Origin of the sequence: Pseudalkalibacillus salsuginis (assembly GCF_021646685.1) — a bacterium.
GTDB lineage: Bacteria > Bacillota > Bacilli > Bacillales > Fictibacillaceae > Pseudalkalibacillus > Pseudalkalibacillus salsuginis.
The window spans coordinates 416,938-432,297 of the sequence record NZ_JAKJHW010000001.1; the positions used below are offsets into that span (position 1 = coordinate 416,938).

Sequence of the window (15,360 nt, forward strand, 5' to 3'; positions counted from 1 at the left end):
CATTGCTTAGAGGAAACCAATATCAAAGCCAGGTGCTTTCGCCCATAGATAAAGCTATTACCACAATCAGTTTGAATAATACCGTTGTGTCAGCACTTTCGTCAAATCTTTTGAAAGAAGATCGAGCAATCCGATGACACGAGGATACTCCATGCGGGTCGGTCCTAGGATTGCAAGGGCCCCCATATGCTGGCCACCAATCGAATAACTGGCCGTGATAAGGCTGCAATTCTTCATCTCTTGGATAGAGTTTTCAGCCCCGATTTTGACGTTGACCCCTTCAATAGTTCCTTGATGAAGGAGTTGATAGACCAGGTCTTGTTTCTCGATTGCATTATAAAGAGCTTTCACTTTTTCAACATCCTGAAATTCAGGCTGGTTAAGGATGTTCGTTTTCCCGCCATAATAGACTTTATCCGACTTCTCATTTTGGAAAAGCCGTGTTAAGAAATCAAGCGTCTTTTCATAATTTCGGAGATGTGTTTTCATTAAACCTTCAACTTCTTGATAAAGCTTTATTTTAAGATGTGAAAAGGGAACTCCCTTTAATCGCTCATTTAAAATATTGACAGTGCGCTCAAGATCGGAAGCATCCATACCATCTGGTAACTCAACTGTGTATTTCTCTACATGACCGGTATCCGTGATCAATATGAATATGGCAGTTCCTGTTGAAATAGGTACGATCTGTAAATGCTTCAGTTTTGTTTCATAAACTTCAGGTCCTAAGATGATTGATGTATAATTCGTGATTTCAGAAAGCAGATTTGCTGAATGTTCAATCAACATCTCTAATTCAAGCATCTTTTCATGAAACAAAGAACGGATTCGCTTCATGTCCCTGTTCCTCATCACAACTGGTGATAACAGGTTATCGACATAGAAACGGTACCCTTTTTCAGAAGGGATCCGCCCTGAAGAACTGTGCGTCTTTTCGATGAAACCCATTTCCTCAAGATCAGCAAGCTCGTTCCGAATTGTGGCAGAACTGAATGAGATATCCTGACGTTTAGAGATACTTCTCGATCCGAGCGGCTCAGCATTCTGGATATATTCATCTATAAGAATCTGGAGAATTAACAGCTGACGATCCGTTAACATCGAGTCTCATCCCCCTTGTTAGCACTCGTTATGTTTGAGTGCTAATTCTAATTTATAAATTACCAAATGAGAAAATACTTTGTCAATGTTTATATTACACCAATGAATTCTTGGAAAACTTCATTACCGAGAAAAAGCCCCTTCTCTGTCAGTCGAATACTCTGAGTGTCATTGACTAGGAGGCCTTGAGCTGTGAGTTTGTCAATCTGTTCAGGGAAAACATCCTCAATAGGACGATTGTATTTTTTATAGAAGGTTTCTTTGTTTACGCCGCCCTTTCTACGGAGCCCAAGAAAAATCTCCTCTTCCATTCGATCCTTGTTGTCAAGTCTGGTCACGATTCTATGAGGAAAACCACCCTCACCGAGTTTACGGATATAATGCGGAAGTGGTTTTACGTTTTCATAGCGAATATCCTTCACATATCCATGTGCTCCTGCCCCGATTCCGTAATAAGGTTCGTTCTTCCAATAGACCTGATTATGTTTGCTTTCGAAACCCGCTTTTGCAAAATTACTGATTTCATAGTGTAGAAATCCTTTCTGCTTCAAAATATCGATCAAGTATTCGAACATATCCGATTCTTTCTCTTCCCCCGGAAGCGATAACTCGCCCTTCCTGTCCCGAATGCCAAAAACGGTCTGATTCTCCACTTGGAGTGAATAGGCGGAAATATGGGGAACATTCAGTTGAAGTGCCAAGCTGACGGATTCCTGGAACATCTCGAGCGTTTGTCCCGGTAAGCCGAACATCAAGTCGATTGAAATGTTTTCAAACCCAACAGAATGGGCTTCACGGATCATCCTCGCTACATCTTCACGTCGATGATTCCGGTTGAGCGCAGAAAGGAGGGAATCTTGGAAGGCTTGTACACCAATGCTCAAGCGATTGACACCTGCATTTTTCAATATTCGGAGTTTCTTCCTTTCAGTTACAGATGGGTTCGCTTCAACCGTAAATTCGATATTTCCATCGATCGGCTGCAAATGTGTAGTGACTATGTCCAACATCCGCTTAAGCTGTTCATCCTCAAGTGCAGTCGGTGTGCCTCCGCCAATGTAGATTGTCTCAATCGGTCTTGCTGGATATGAATCCAACAGTTTTTTGATTTCAACCTCCATTGCATCCAAATAATCATAGACCGGCTGACCTTTGATCAAAAACTTATTGAAATCACAATAATGGCAGATCTGTTCACAGAAAGGGATATGGATATAAGCCGCTTTCGTCATGTTCATCACACTTTCAAAAGGAATAATCATTGTAGGTTCAATTTATAAAGAGAGGATGACTCAAGTCCCCGAGCCATCCTTGCAAACAGCATATTATCAATCGTCTGAGTCCATACGCAATACAGACATGAAAGCTTCTTGCGGGACTTCTACATTCCCGACTGTTTTCATCCGCTTCTTACCTTCCTTTTGCTTCTCCAGCAACTTACGTTTACGTGAGATGTCTCCTCCGTAACACTTTGCAAGCACGTTTTTTCTCAAAGCCCGGATATTGGTCCTTGCAATGATCTTTTGTCCGATTGCTGCTTGCACAGGGATTTCGAATTGATGTCGCGGAATAAGCTCTTTCAATTTATCAACAACCGCTTTTCCACGATCGTAAGAGAAATCTCTGTGAACAATAACAGACAACGCATCAATTTTCTCACCATTCAAGAGAATGTCCATTTTTACAAGTTTGGATTGCTTGTACCCGATCAATTCATAATCCAACGATGCGTACCCTTTCGTACTGGATTTCAATTGATCGAAGAAATCATAGACGATTTCAGATAACGGAATTTCATAGATGACATTGACACGGATATCATCCAGGTACTCCATCGTAATGAAATTCCCACGCTTCTTTTGGCAGATTTCCATGACTGCACCGACATAGTCGTTCGGTGTCATGATCGATGCCTTCACATACGGCTCTTCGACGTAATCGATCGTCTGAGCATCAGGCATATTAGCCGGATTATCAACGATCAATTTCTCCCCGCTTGTCAAATTTACATGATAGATAACACTTGGTGCCGTCGTGATCAGATCGATTCCGAATTCCCGTTCGATACGCTCCTGAATGATTTCCATATGGAGAAGGCCAAGGAAACCACAACGGAAACCGAATCCTAATGCCTGAGAGGTTTCAGCCTCATATTGAAGGGAGGAATCGTTCAACTCCAACCGTTCCAACGCTTCTCGGAGATCGTTGTAGTTATTGGAGTCGACAGGATATAAGCCGCAGAACACCATCGGATTCATTTTCCGATAACCTGGAAGTGGTGTATCCGCTCCACCTTTTGCTGTGGTGATCGTATCCCCGACACGTGTATCCCCTACATTTTTAATCGATGCAGTAAGGAATCCGACATCACCCACTGTCAATTCATCCTTCATAACTGGTTTTGGGGTGAATACACCTAATTCGTTCACTTCAAATTCTTTTCCAGTCGCCATCATTTTGATTTTGTCGCCGACTTTTACAGCCCCTTCCGTGATACGGATATAAGCGACCACGCCCCGATAGCTATCGTATAATGAATCGAAGATCAATGCTTTTAAAGGCGCTTCAGGGTCACCTTGAGGAGCAGGGACCTTTTCAACGATCTGCTCTAAAATATCCTCAATCCCTATTCCGTTTTTCGCAGAAGCCAATACTGCATCCGAAGCATCGAGCCCTATAACATCCTCAACTTCTTTACGGACACGTTCTGGCTCAGCACTTGGTAAATCGATTTTATTGATGACCGGTAAGATCTCAAGGTCGTTCTCAAGCGCAAGATAGACATTCGCCAAAGTTTGTGCTTCAATTCCTTGGGCAGCATCGACGATCAATAAAGCACCCTCACATGCTGCCAGGCTTCGAGATACTTCATAGGTAAAATCGACATGTCCGGGCGTGTCAATAAGATGGAAAATATACTCCTCTCCATCTTTTGCTTTATATGTCAATTGAACGGCATTCAACTTGATTGTAATTCCGCGTTCACGTTCCAAATCCATTGCATCAAGCATTTGCTCTTTCATTTCACGTTGTGTCAGAGCACTTGTCTGCTCAAGAATCCGGTCTGCGAGCGTTGATTTCCCATGGTCGATATGGGCGATAATCGAAAAGTTGCGAATTCTTGATTGACGCCCTGATTTTTTCTCTTTACTCATTCTCTTCACTCCTAAGGTCGTACAATTACACTAGCATTGATTATAGCAATAGCACTCTGTTTATTCAATTGTTTATGTATTCAACTTCAATCGAATGTGTGGTGAAGAAATGACCTTTTACAAACATAAAGGTTATATAAGTTCTGACCTTGATTTTTACTGGACCTTTCCTTAGGCGAAATTTGCGACACTCCTGTGGGAAAAGCGAGGGGAAGAATTTCTTTCGCGAAAAACATAATTAAGATTTACAGAGCCTGAATAAAGAAAACTCGGCTTTGCCAAGCCTTGGCGAAGGCTGAGCCTTAGCTCCACTTATACTTCGTTCGTAAACTTTTCTGCTACGTCAGTTAGCTGCATCGCTGAAAAGTTATACTTTCTTAACGTATAAAAAAGAAGAAGCGGCCTTCTCGTATCGAAAATGAACAGATACGTAGAGGACCGATCCTTCTTCAAATTCAAGTGAACAAAAAATGCAGGATCTTGTCCAGGACAGTGCTGACAACTGTCATGATGACCTTGAGGATTTCACTGATCAACGATGATACCATTTTGCCAAGTTTGGAAAACAAGTTGAAAGCTTCAACTTCTTCAAGCTTCTTCTGTTTTTCTTTTATGTCGTGGCTTGTAATTTGCGAGCCGAGTACTTCAGCTTCAATGTTCCCGCTATCATTGACTTTCCATTCTAATGCACTATTTCCTTCAGAACCTTTCATCTTGTCCATTTGAACACCGACTTGCTGCATTCCGATCAGAATACCGAACAACAGGACAGATATCAGTATGAAGCTCTTCATCATAAACCGAACCATCCAACTTCCTCCTACCATTCGAAAACATTAAAAAATCAGTGTTGGTACAAGCCTATGCCGATTGATATCCCCTTAGAACTCAATGGGTATATGAGCCGCTGTTCTGTTGATCGACTTGTCCATGTAAGGCAGTATTCAAACCACTTGCTATCACGTTTGCCATATCATCGATGAAAACGTCCACTTCTTTCGGTGTCACCATCAAATTATGTCCGAGCGGTGATAGAACTTCCTTGATCAATTGTCTTTTTTGCGAATCTTCGAGGGTTCCGATCATACCAAGGAATGCTTGGCGATTTTCTTCATCGGGCATGTCCTCATCTGTGAGATTTTTACGTTCGCCGAAAGTCATTCCTGCTGGCGTCAATGCTTTAGTCGGATCATCCTTTTCACGCATCTCCCGTCCGAAATGCTTCAGTATGTAGTCGATCGTATCACTCGTAATCGTGACTGCATCGACGACAGTAGGAACTCCAATAGCAATGACCGGTATCCCTAAAGTATCTTTACTTAACTCTTTCCGTTTATTTCCCACTCCTGAACCTGGATGGATACCAGTATCAGATATTTGGATAGTTGCATTTACACGTTCTATCGCCCTTGAAGCCAAAGAATCAATCGCGATGACAAAATCCGGTTTTGATTTTTCAATGACCCCTACGATGATATCGCTCGTTTCTATTCCAGTCATCCCCATCACTCCAGGAGCTAATGCACTGACTGGACGGAACCCTTCCTCTACATTTTCAGGCGCAAGCTCAAATAAATGCTTCGTAACCAGAAGATTGTTTGTCGTTCGAGGACCAAGAGCGTCTGGTGTTACATTTACGTTCCCCAACCCGACTACTAGGCAGCTAGCTTCTTTCGAAATGTTCAGTTCATCAAGAAAGCTGGCGAACTCATGGGCGAATACCTCTTGAACTCGTTTCTGGAGAGCTGAATCTTTCTTACGGATCCCCTGCATCTCCATCGTCAAGTAGATTCCCGGTTTTTTCCCCGTCACTTTTTGACCAGTCTCTTCAATCTCTACTCTTGACAGTTTGATGCCGTCTATTTCCCGTTCTTTGACAATGACGCCATCGATTGTTTGCTTCGATTCTTGTTCTTGTTCTTTCGTGATCATCTCTTTGGATTCAATCGCCAAATCCGTTCTGACGTTGTATATTTCAAGATCTTTGTCCATTGGCATATTTCACCCCTGAATTGTTGTTAGCATTATTCAATAGGATAGCCGTCTTCCGTCTCTTTCATTCTTTCGTCTCGAAAAAATGCAAAAAGATCTTTTAACTGATTATCTTTGTACAAAAGAGATTGCATTTATACGAACGGTTTGATAGAATATCTTGTGTTGTATTTTTCGCAATTTCGGTTGCATTCAAGGAGGTGAACGGAATTGGCAAATATTAAATCTGCTATTAAACGAGTTAAAACAAACGATAAGCGTCGTGCACACAATGCAGCGATGAAATCATCCATGCGTACTGCTATCAAGAACTTTGAAACGAAAGTAGCGAACAACGATGCTGAAGGTGCAAAAAGTGCATTCTTGGTTGCAACCAAAAAGCTTGATAAAGCTGCTGGCAAAGGAATCCTTCACAAAAACGCTGCAGCTAGACAAAAATCTCGTCTTGCAAAGCAATTAAACGGCCTTAGCGCATAATCATACGTGAATGTAATACCGGAATCTGAAACGACCTACATATCGGGTCGTTTTTCATTTGTATTCGTTTCTGTTGAAGAAGTAGTTTTACCGATATATCCTTATAATCTCCGATAAACAAAAAACCGACCCTCCGTTTCCAGAGAGTCAGCTTTCATCTTAATTGGTTTGAGGCTTCTGAGCTAAACCGGTCAAAAAGAGCTCCAGGGTCAACGTTTTGTCGCGTTGTCCGGTTTTCATTTCAAAATCGGCGTCTGCCGATTTGATCAATAATGCTTTCAGCTCATCTTCCTGGAAGGATGAACTTTGTTTTGCAGCTATTTTAACTGCATATGGATGTATAGATAGTGTTGATGCGATTGCTTTTTCCGCATGTCCCTGAGCACGCAATTGTTTGACCTGGAGGATGATCCTGAACTGCCTGGATAGCAATGCCATCAATTTGATTGGTTCTTCGTTCTGCTTCAATAGATCATAGCAGATCCGTAAAGCTGCATCGATCCGACGGTTCGCGACATGCTCCACCATGGTGAACACATTGCTTTCAAGAGAACGTGAAATCAATTCATCAACAGTCTGAGGATCAATTTCTTTACCTTCGCCAACATAAAGAGCCATTTTCTTGACCTCACTGATCAGAAGCGCCAAATTATCACCTTGAAGTTGAATAAGCCTTTCCGCCGCGCCATTTGAAATCGAAACATTAGCTTCTTTAGCAGCAAAATCAATCCATTCTTTCTGAAGTCTTACATTCATTTTATCTGCTTGGACTACTTCCCCTTGTTTTTTCAATGTCTTGACGATCTTTTTCCGTTCATCCAATTTTTCATATGGTGCATTGAAAATCACAATGGACTGTTCTGAAGGATTGTTCAGATAAGCTTCTAACCGTTTTAAATCATGCTCCACTTTGCTCATGGTCCTTGCTCCTGTCAGGAAATATGGATTCTGTATGATGATGACCCGGTAATCCCCCATAAAGGGAAGGGTTTCTGCATCTTCAATCGCGATAGCAATAGACTGCTCCTCCATATCATAAGCGGAAAGGTTAAAGTCAGCCGTCCCTTCGTCCAAAACAGCTTGTACGATCATTTTTTGCGTATACTCTAATATGTATTTTTCTTTGCCATATAATAAATAAAGTGAAGAATATGATCTGTTCTTCAGCTTTTTTGTCAAATCCTTTATAGACAATTTCATCACCCCACTATAATATCTTAAGCATATATGATAAAATTGCCAAGGTACAGGGTAAAGGAGGCTCAACCACTAAAGTCGAACCTCCATTTATATAAACGTTAGCGGTCAAGACCCGGGAAGCTTCACCACTAACGATAAAACTCTTCCCCGTAAGCTTATTGTTATGTTATCCTATGCAGGATGAAAGTATAGGTGTCAACTCTTAGCAAAATGGGCAAGATTTTAGGAAATCAAAAAATGTATGGAATCGTATAAGTTTCATTTAACCGTAAAAAATAGATATATGGATTTTTTACGACTTATACCGTATACTTGAGATGAAACAGGAGGGTTGCGGAAATGAATGATTATGAAAAAGATGTACAGGCAAAAACCAATGACGTTGTCGACTCTGGTCTAGGTTTTGTTTACTCGTTCTTATTCTTCACCGTCATTTTCTTTACAGCAGTAATCATTAAAGCTATAGCGCTATAAAGAACCCGGACTCTTGAAAGGGTACATATATGTTTTGAAAAGCGGAAAATGTCCTCCGCTTTTTTATTTTGTGTTAATATCATCCTTTGGGAGCACAGTGCTTATACGCTTACCTTCAGGTGTAATAATTACCATTATACCGCCTTGACGATCTGTTCGGTAGATGTCTGTCCTTCGCTCCTCCAATCTTTCAATGACGGTTGTTGATGGGTGGTTGTATCGATTATTTTCGCCTACGGAAATGAAAGCCGTCTGTGGATTTATTTCATTTAAGAATGATGATGAAGTGGATGATTCGCTGCCATGATGGGCAATTTTCAAATTATCGACCTTCAATCCAGGATAATGACTAATAATCCGGGCTTCGACTCTTTGGTCGATATCCCCTGTAAACAAAAAGGAATTTCCATGAATTTTTACAAACAAAACGAGCGAGCGATTGTTTCGGGATTCTTTCGCTTGACCCGGATTCAAGGTCTGAAAAGAAGACGATCCGACTCTCCAGGAAATGTTTTCATTTAAAAAGACGATCGGAGCATCAAGACCTTTTAGAAATTCCACCTCTGAGGCTTCTAAATGATCCGATTTCCCATAGACGATCCGCTCTACTTTCACCTTCTTCAGCAACCCATCCACACCACCGATATGATCAAAGTCACCATGGGACAATATCAGTGCATCCACTTTCCTTATGCCACGGGCTTTTAGAAATTCTGCAACGATATCTTCACCGGTATCAAATTTACGTCTTCTTTCCATCCATTCTTCTTTTTTGAATGTAATGGCCCCACCAGTGTCAATCACATAAACTGCCCTCCGATAAGGTAACTCGATAACGATCGAATCCCCCTGGCCAACATCAAGGAAAGTGACAAAGGCCTTATCATTCATTTTCGGATAATAAAGTTGGATACCTAATACAAGCAAAATACACAAACATGGTGAAATCAGCCGTTTACCACCTTTTTCCCAGGCAATCAAAAATAAATAAAAGGATAAGCTCAATCCGAACATCAGAATTACATTGGGCCGGCCCAGGGTGATAACGCCTATCGGAAGGGTTTCCACCCATTGCATGAAAGCGTGAAGTATTTTAAAACAAACACTTAGCAAATCACTAAGAATACCCCAAACCGGAAAAGGGAAAAATAAAAACATACAGAAAGTGGTCAAAACACAGGGCAGAAGGAAGACCGTCATAAAAGGGATGAAAATCATGTTGACAGGAAGTGACCAAAAAGAAAACTCATAAAAGTTCCATATGACAATCGGTAGGGAAGCCAGTTGTGCAATAAATGAACCGTAAAGAAGCTGCCGGAAGAGTGATATCTCGCGTAATATCACCTTACTTGATAAGATCAGAGAAGCAGTAATAAGAAAGGAGAGCTGAAACCCGATGTTGTATGCAAACGTAGGTTTATAAAGCAATAATCCGAGGAAGATCATACATAATTGGCTGAAGGTCGTTATCTTTATACGAAACAAGGCAACAAGGCAGACGACCACAGCCATCAAACCTGCACGAATGACGGAAGCTGCTCCTCCAGTCAGTACTATGATGAATGGAATAATAAGAAGCAATACCCATAAAGCTGTTTCTTTAACGATTCCGATTCTGATCATAAGAAAGTAAAAAAGGCCTAAAATCGTACCTATATGTAGCCCTGAAACGGCTAAAAGATGAATGAGGCCAAGACTTTGATATTGTTCTTGCAATGACTCGTCAATTCCGCTTCTGTCACCAAAAATCAATGTGTTCATCATTCCTGATAGTTCTTTTGGGAATTCTTCATTGATCAGGATAATACCGTTCTGACGAAAACGATATAAAGATACCAGGAGACCATTGCCCCTTGTACATTCGCGTGATGAAAGGTTATTGGTCTTATAAATCCAATGGATATTGGATGAACGTTCCAAATAAGTTCGATAATCGAATCCGTAGAAATTACGGTTTACTGGCGGGCGTTCGAGTGTTCCAGACAAACTGCACCGATCGCCATAATAAAGCTTCCTAAGTTGTTTTTGTTCTATTTCGGTCTGGATCTGATAATTGACCATTAACGTTTCTTTATGCGGGAGTTTGAAATGGAATGTCATGTGTTTTCCATCTATGACTGGCGTTGAAATAATTTTTCCGGTGATCATAGAAGTATTCGGAGTTAACTGAGTTCCCTGTTGTGAGATGTAAAAAGGAGTATAAACGAGGAAGAAGAGGTACGTACTGACCATGAGGATATGGGCAAACACGGATAAACGGTGCCTGGTGAAAAATAAATGAAGGATGAGGAATGAGCACAGCCACCATTGGGACGGTGAAGTAAAAATCCCGAAGATGGCTGCAATTGCAATCGTATGAATTTGTATTTTCATTATCAGGAAGAACCATTGACTTCGTATAATTTAATGAATTTTTCATTCAGGCGTCCCAAAATGTCCTCGTCATCTGTGTGTTTTGATAGTTCCTCCAGCAATTCTATAGCCAAATCCTGTTTCGCTGAAGATGTCAAATCATATTGATCTTCAAGCACGACTAGCTCAGTTTCCACGCCCGATTGTTTAAACAAGTCGATTGCATACGGGTGGTTTTTATAATCCGCAGCATAATAGACTTTCTTGATCCCGCTCTGGATGATCGCCTTGCAACATTGAAGACATGGAAAATGAGTCACATAAATTTCAGCGCCATCTGTCAGTACACCGAACTTAGCACATTGAAGAAGCGCATTCATTTCTGCATGGATCGTTCGTACGCAATGTCCTTCAATCACATAACACCCTTCATCCCGGCAATGGACCCCGCCTGAAATTGAGCCGTTATAACCTCCAGCTATAATCCGTTTATCTCTGACGATCGTCGCCCCGACCGCTAATCTCTCACATGTACTCCGCAATGCAAGCAAAGAACTTTGTGCCATAAAATATTGGTTCCAAGAAATACGTCCCAAAACCGAAAGCCCCCTTCCCTTATACCTTTAAGTTTATCGATAGAATGTCGACTGTGCAATCCTATTTACCTGCAGTGATATATTCTTTTAATTGTTCAAGTGTTTTTTGTCCGATGCCTGGAACATTCACTAACTCATCAATAGAAGAAAACGGTCCATTTTCTTCCCGATAAGCGATGATAGCTCCAGCTTTCGAAGGTCCGATGCCAGGAATCGTCTCAAGTTCTGTATCCTCTGCACGGTTGATGTCAATCTTCCCATCTTCTTTTTCATTGGAAACCACAGGAAGTGCTTCCTCTCCTACTTTTGCAACATATATGACCATCTCATCGACTAGGACTTGCGCTAAGTTGACACTGTTGACATCTGCATCCTCGCTGAAACCTCCTGCAAGCTGAACAACATCATTCACCCGCTGGCCTGATTTCATTTCAAAAACACCCGGTTTACGTACAGCCCCCTTTACATCAACCACTAGTGTCTCTTTTGTAATATCTGCCTCTTTCTCTTTAATTGAATCATGTGGTGAACTGTCATCTCTTTTTTCTATAGATGCCGGTATTGCTGAAGCATCAGAATCCGCAGTTGTCCCACGCGACAACCAGAGAATTCCTCCAATAAGAACTACGATCATGAACATAAAAATTTTTTCCCGATTCGAAAAGGAATTCCAATTCAATGTATCACCTCTTCACTCAATCGTGTTTGTACAGTGTTTTTATTCATAAATGGAAACAGCCCCACATACATTTGAAGATAGAAGACGGTCAAAAGGAGGGTGTATATATGAAAGTGGGCATTATAGGGACAGGGAACATGGGGACGATACTGATCTCTGCTTTTATGGAATCGTTAGCTGTAAGGCCGTCCGATTTAATGATCATCAATCGAACTGCTCGAAAAGCGGAAGCGTTAAAAGTTCAATACCCTGGCCTGAATGTCGGAAAATCGAACAGTGAAGTCGCTTCCTTTTCAGATATCATTTTTCTATGTGTCAAACCGCTCGAGTATCACGCTTTAATAGAAACGATTGCTCCTTATTTGACGAGCGAGAAGTTAATCGTATCGATTACAAGTCCAATTTCTGTTGAACAATTGGAAGAAGTCAGTCCTTGCTCTGTTGCCAGAGTAATACCAAGTGTTACAAACAGAGCATTTTCTGGTGCGTCTCTTATGACATATGGCAAACGTTGCACACCCACACAGAAGAAAAATCTGAAAAAATTGATGAGCAAGATTTCCACTCCAATTGAGATCGATCAATCAATTACGAGAGTAGCCTCCGATTTATCCAGTGTAGGTCCTGCTTTTTTCAGTTACTTACTTCAAGCGTATATCGATAGCGCTGTAAAGGAGACGGCCATCTCCAAAGAACAAGCAACTCAACTTGCGAGTGAAATGATCATAGGAATGGGTAAATTGTTAGAGAAGGAGATTTATACGCTGCCCACGTTACTTCAAAAGGTATGTGTCAAAGGCGGGGTGACTGGAGAAGCGTTGAAGGTGTTTGATGCGGAACTTGGTCCTCTGTTCAACAATGTTATTAAAAGGACCCATGAAAAATACAAGGAAGACTGTGAAGCAGTTGAACAACAATTCACAAGGCAATATTAGGATCAAAGTATAATTCTATAAAAGAGACCCTTTTTCCTTTTTTTTATCTTATTTTAAATATAAAAACTCGAATCGATGCCTTCCATTGGTCATCATTCGAGTTTTTATTTTGAATGGCAAATTTAAATCCCACATCATCAAACTTTTTTTCTTGCTACAAAAAACACACGCTCTGAGGTTCCCACTGGTTTGCGATCCGTAAAATCTGCCGTAAGATCGAGAATCTCAAAGCCTGCTTCGCCCAGTAAGGATCGATATGTTTCTATAGCGTAGGTTTTCTGAAAATGATTTTCATCATATCGCCGGTAGATGGCATCCCCAATATGGAGGAAGAACGAGAGATCATGATAGACACTTCCCTCTTCTTTACCTGGGTGGCATTCCCAAATATAACTGATTTCCTCGTCACTCATCGAAAAAGTATGACCAGAGAAGACCTCTGAAATCTTATATAACGTATGAACATCGAATAGAAGCAGGCCATCATTCCTCAAAGATTTGTAAACTGAATGGAATGTCGTTTTGACATCTTCAGGTGTCCGAAGATAATTGAGAGAATCACAAAAGATGACGGCAATGTCTTGGTGTGTGAATCCATTCAAATCTCTCATGTCTTGTTGATAAAAAGGGATCTCAAGGCCGTTTTGTTCTGCTTTCCTTCTTGCAACAGCAAGCATTTCTTCTGATAGGTCGATCCCTGTCACATGATATCCGATTTTGGCTAGACGGGTTGATATCTCCCCGGTCCCGCATCCTATATCAAGTAAAGAATGGGTATGGCCGTTACTGAAAGACTCTACAGCATTGGTGACAAAGGTAACCCACATATCATAAGGCGCATCCTCCATCAATCGGTCATACAATCCTGCAAAATGTTGATAGCTCATAGATTTCACCCGTTATGTCAACATAGATTCTATATTTAAGGTCGGGGCGTCTCCCCATAGTTTCTCAAGGTTATAATACATCCGCTCATCTTTGTGGAAGATGTGGACAATGACATCCCCAAGATCGATCAGTACCCAGCGAGATTGATCCAACCCTTCTAAACGTTTGACGGGATATTCTTTTTCCAGAGCACGGTCCTTTACTTCACGAGCGATTGCTTCAACTTGCTTTTCTGAATTTCCATGAGAAATTATGAAGTAATCGGCTACAAGAGAGATTCCTTGAACATCCAAGACGACTATATTTTCAGCTCTTTTATCGTCAAGAGCTTGTACGGACGATTCTACCAATTCATTTGAAGTCATTCATTTTTTCCTCCTTGTTGATGAACCATATCGTTATATGTGTGTAATGTTTCCGGGTAAACCAGTTGATTTCTTCTCATTAGGAATATGATGGTATTCACCAAAGATTGTTTTATGGCATTATCCAGATTTTCTTCTGCTGTGGACCTGACATCATCTACACCAGGAAAGCGTCTCCCCGGCTCGATATAATCTGCTAAGAAGATAATTTTCTCTAACAGCGTCATGCCAGGTCTTCCTGAGGTATGACTCTTGATTGCTAACAAGATTTCTTCATCCTCGATCCCGACTTCCGTTCTGACAAGATAAGCACCGACTGGCGCATGCCAGAGTTCTGAGCCATACAGCAATATATCTTCTCCGAGCTTTTGTTCAAGAATGATCGATTTCATTTCATCCTTCGGACGGAATTTGGCATAGTCGTGAAAAATGGCAGCCATCATCGCTTTTTCCGAATTTTCCCCAAATCTTTCTGCTAATCGGATTGCTGTATCCATAACACCAATCGTATGATGATAACGGTGTTCAGTCAATTGTTCCCTGACAATTTTCAATGCTTCATCTTTTGTCATATAACCGATTCACCTCGATGTATTCCCTTACTTCTTCAGTCACATAATATTTGGTGTTTTTTTCGTGACGGAACCGTTCCCTTAACATTGTCGAAGATATTCCGATCAATGGTACTTCGATGGCTATGATCTTATCAAGATATGGACTTTCAAATTCATGTCCAGGTCGCTTTACGCCGATGAAAGTGACGATTTCCACCAATTCATCGATCCTATCCCACGTATGCAGTGCTTCAACGCTATCACCGCCAATAATAAAAAAGAATTCGGTATCTGGGTGCTTACCTTTCAGCTCTTTCATCGTGTCAACTGTGTACGAAGGTCCTTCTCGTTCAAATTCAATCAATAAAAGTTTGAACCTGTCCACCTTATCAATCAATCTTTTCGCCATTTCTACCCGATCATTACCGGGTGATACTCCATTCTCTTGTTTATGTGGAGGCGATGCATTCGGCATGAACCATACCTTATCCAAGTTACATTGCTCAGCCGCTTCTTGGGCCATGATAAGATGACCGATGTGAGGCGGATCAAACGTACCCCCGAGTATTCCAATCCTTTGCTTATCCATATC

General features: G+C 41.3%; 16 protein-coding genes. 3 read left to right on the top strand and 13 right to left on the bottom strand.

Annotated elements, in window-relative coordinates; translation table 11 throughout:
- Nucleotides 1-66 precede the first annotated feature (66 nt).
- The 5 genes from hrcA to gpr all read right to left on the bottom strand — a co-directional run bounded on the left by hrcA (nt 67) and on the right by gpr (nt 6,254).
- On the bottom strand, nt 67-1,101 hold the full coding sequence (gene hrcA / locus L1611_RS02190) for a heat-inducible transcriptional repressor HrcA (RefSeq protein ID WP_236311414.1): 1,035 nt from the start codon (nt 1,099-1,101) through the stop codon (nt 67-69).
- Between the two features lie 89 nt (nt 1,102-1,190).
- Complete coding sequence (hemW, locus tag L1611_RS02195) at nt 1,191-2,333, bottom strand: radical SAM family heme chaperone HemW (protein WP_236311415.1); 1,143 nt, start codon at nt 2,331-2,333, stop codon at nt 1,191-1,193.
- 96 nt (nt 2,334-2,429) lie between these two features.
- Nucleotides 2,430-4,256, bottom strand: a complete 1,827-nt coding sequence (gene lepA / locus L1611_RS02200; RefSeq protein WP_236311416.1) for a translation elongation factor 4 — start codon at nt 4,254-4,256, stop codon at nt 2,430-2,432.
- Between the two features lie 455 nt (nt 4,257-4,711).
- The gene (locus L1611_RS02205; protein WP_225063573.1) at nt 4,712-5,065 is read right to left on the bottom strand and encodes a DUF3679 domain-containing protein; all 354 of its coding nucleotides are present in this window, start codon (nt 5,063-5,065) and stop codon (nt 4,712-4,714) included.
- A 79-nt stretch (nt 5,066-5,144) separates the two neighbouring features.
- Nucleotides 5,145-6,254, bottom strand: coding sequence for a GPR endopeptidase (gene gpr, locus L1611_RS02210; RefSeq protein WP_236311417.1), 1,110 nt, complete (start codon nt 6,252-6,254; stop codon nt 5,145-5,147).
- A gap of 204 nt (nt 6,255-6,458) precedes the next feature.
- Here gpr and rpsT point away from each other — a divergent pair, with 204 nt between their 5' ends.
- Nucleotides 6,459-6,725: a 30S ribosomal protein S20 gene (gene rpsT, locus L1611_RS02215; RefSeq protein ID WP_225063571.1), complete on the top strand. Its 267-nt coding sequence runs from the start codon at nt 6,459-6,461 to the stop codon at nt 6,723-6,725.
- Between the two features lie 159 nt (nt 6,726-6,884).
- Here rpsT and holA read toward each other — a convergent pair whose 3' ends face one another.
- Nucleotides 6,885-7,919: a DNA polymerase III subunit delta gene (gene holA / locus L1611_RS02220; RefSeq protein ID WP_236311418.1), complete on the bottom strand. Its 1,035-nt coding sequence runs from the start codon at nt 7,917-7,919 to the stop codon at nt 6,885-6,887.
- A gap of 345 nt (nt 7,920-8,264) precedes the next feature.
- Here holA and L1611_RS02225 point away from each other — a divergent pair, with 345 nt between their 5' ends.
- On the top strand, nt 8,265-8,399 hold the full coding sequence (locus L1611_RS02225) for a YqzM family protein (protein ID WP_236311419.1): 135 nt from the start codon (nt 8,265-8,267) through the stop codon (nt 8,397-8,399).
- 63 nt (nt 8,400-8,462) lie between these two features.
- Here the strand turns inward: L1611_RS02225 and L1611_RS02230 are convergent, their stop codons facing one another.
- The 3 genes from L1611_RS02230 to L1611_RS02240 all read right to left on the bottom strand — a co-directional run bounded on the left by L1611_RS02230 (nt 8,463) and on the right by L1611_RS02240 (nt 11,987).
- Complete coding sequence (locus L1611_RS02230; RefSeq protein WP_236311420.1) at nt 8,463-10,772, bottom strand: DNA internalization-related competence protein ComEC/Rec2; 2,310 nt, start codon at nt 10,770-10,772, stop codon at nt 8,463-8,465.
- 2 nt (nt 10,773-10,774) lie between these two features.
- On the bottom strand, nt 10,775-11,347 hold the full coding sequence (locus tag L1611_RS02235; RefSeq protein WP_236311421.1) for a ComE operon protein 2: 573 nt from the start codon (nt 11,345-11,347) through the stop codon (nt 10,775-10,777).
- 61 nt (nt 11,348-11,408) lie between these two features.
- The gene (locus L1611_RS02240; RefSeq protein WP_236311422.1) at nt 11,409-11,987 is read right to left on the bottom strand and encodes a helix-hairpin-helix domain-containing protein; all 579 of its coding nucleotides are present in this window, start codon (nt 11,985-11,987) and stop codon (nt 11,409-11,411) included.
- Between the two features lie 146 nt (nt 11,988-12,133).
- Between L1611_RS02240 and comER the strand changes: the two genes are divergently transcribed.
- Nucleotides 12,134-12,961: a late competence protein ComER gene (comER, locus tag L1611_RS02245; protein WP_236311424.1), complete on the top strand. Its 828-nt coding sequence runs from the start codon at nt 12,134-12,136 to the stop codon at nt 12,959-12,961.
- Between the two features lie 137 nt (nt 12,962-13,098).
- Here the strand turns inward: comER and L1611_RS02250 are convergent, their stop codons facing one another.
- Genes L1611_RS02250 through L1611_RS02265 form a run of 4 tightly spaced genes read right to left on the bottom strand, consistent with a single transcriptional unit; the run spans nt 13,099 to nt 15,357 of the window.
- A complete protein-coding gene (locus L1611_RS02250) occupies nt 13,099-13,848 on the bottom strand; it encodes a class I SAM-dependent DNA methyltransferase (protein WP_236311426.1) in 750 nt (249 codons plus the stop codon).
- 12 nt (nt 13,849-13,860) lie between these two features.
- Nucleotides 13,861-14,214, bottom strand: coding sequence for a ribosome silencing factor (rsfS, locus tag L1611_RS02255; protein ID WP_236311427.1), 354 nt, complete (start codon nt 14,212-14,214; stop codon nt 13,861-13,863).
- The gene (gene yqeK / locus L1611_RS02260; protein ID WP_236311429.1) at nt 14,211-14,786 is read right to left on the bottom strand and encodes a bis(5'-nucleosyl)-tetraphosphatase (symmetrical) YqeK; all 576 of its coding nucleotides are present in this window, start codon (nt 14,784-14,786) and stop codon (nt 14,211-14,213) included. Before yqeK ends, rsfS begins: the two co-directional genes overlap by 4 nt.
- Nucleotides 14,773-15,357 carry a nicotinate-nucleotide adenylyltransferase gene (locus L1611_RS02265; RefSeq protein WP_236311430.1) on the bottom strand — a complete coding sequence of 195 codons (585 nt, stop codon included), beginning with the start codon at nt 15,355-15,357 and terminating at the stop codon, nt 14,773-14,775. Before L1611_RS02265 ends, yqeK begins: the two co-directional genes overlap by 14 nt.
- Between the last annotated feature and the right edge of the window lie 3 nt (nt 15,358-15,360).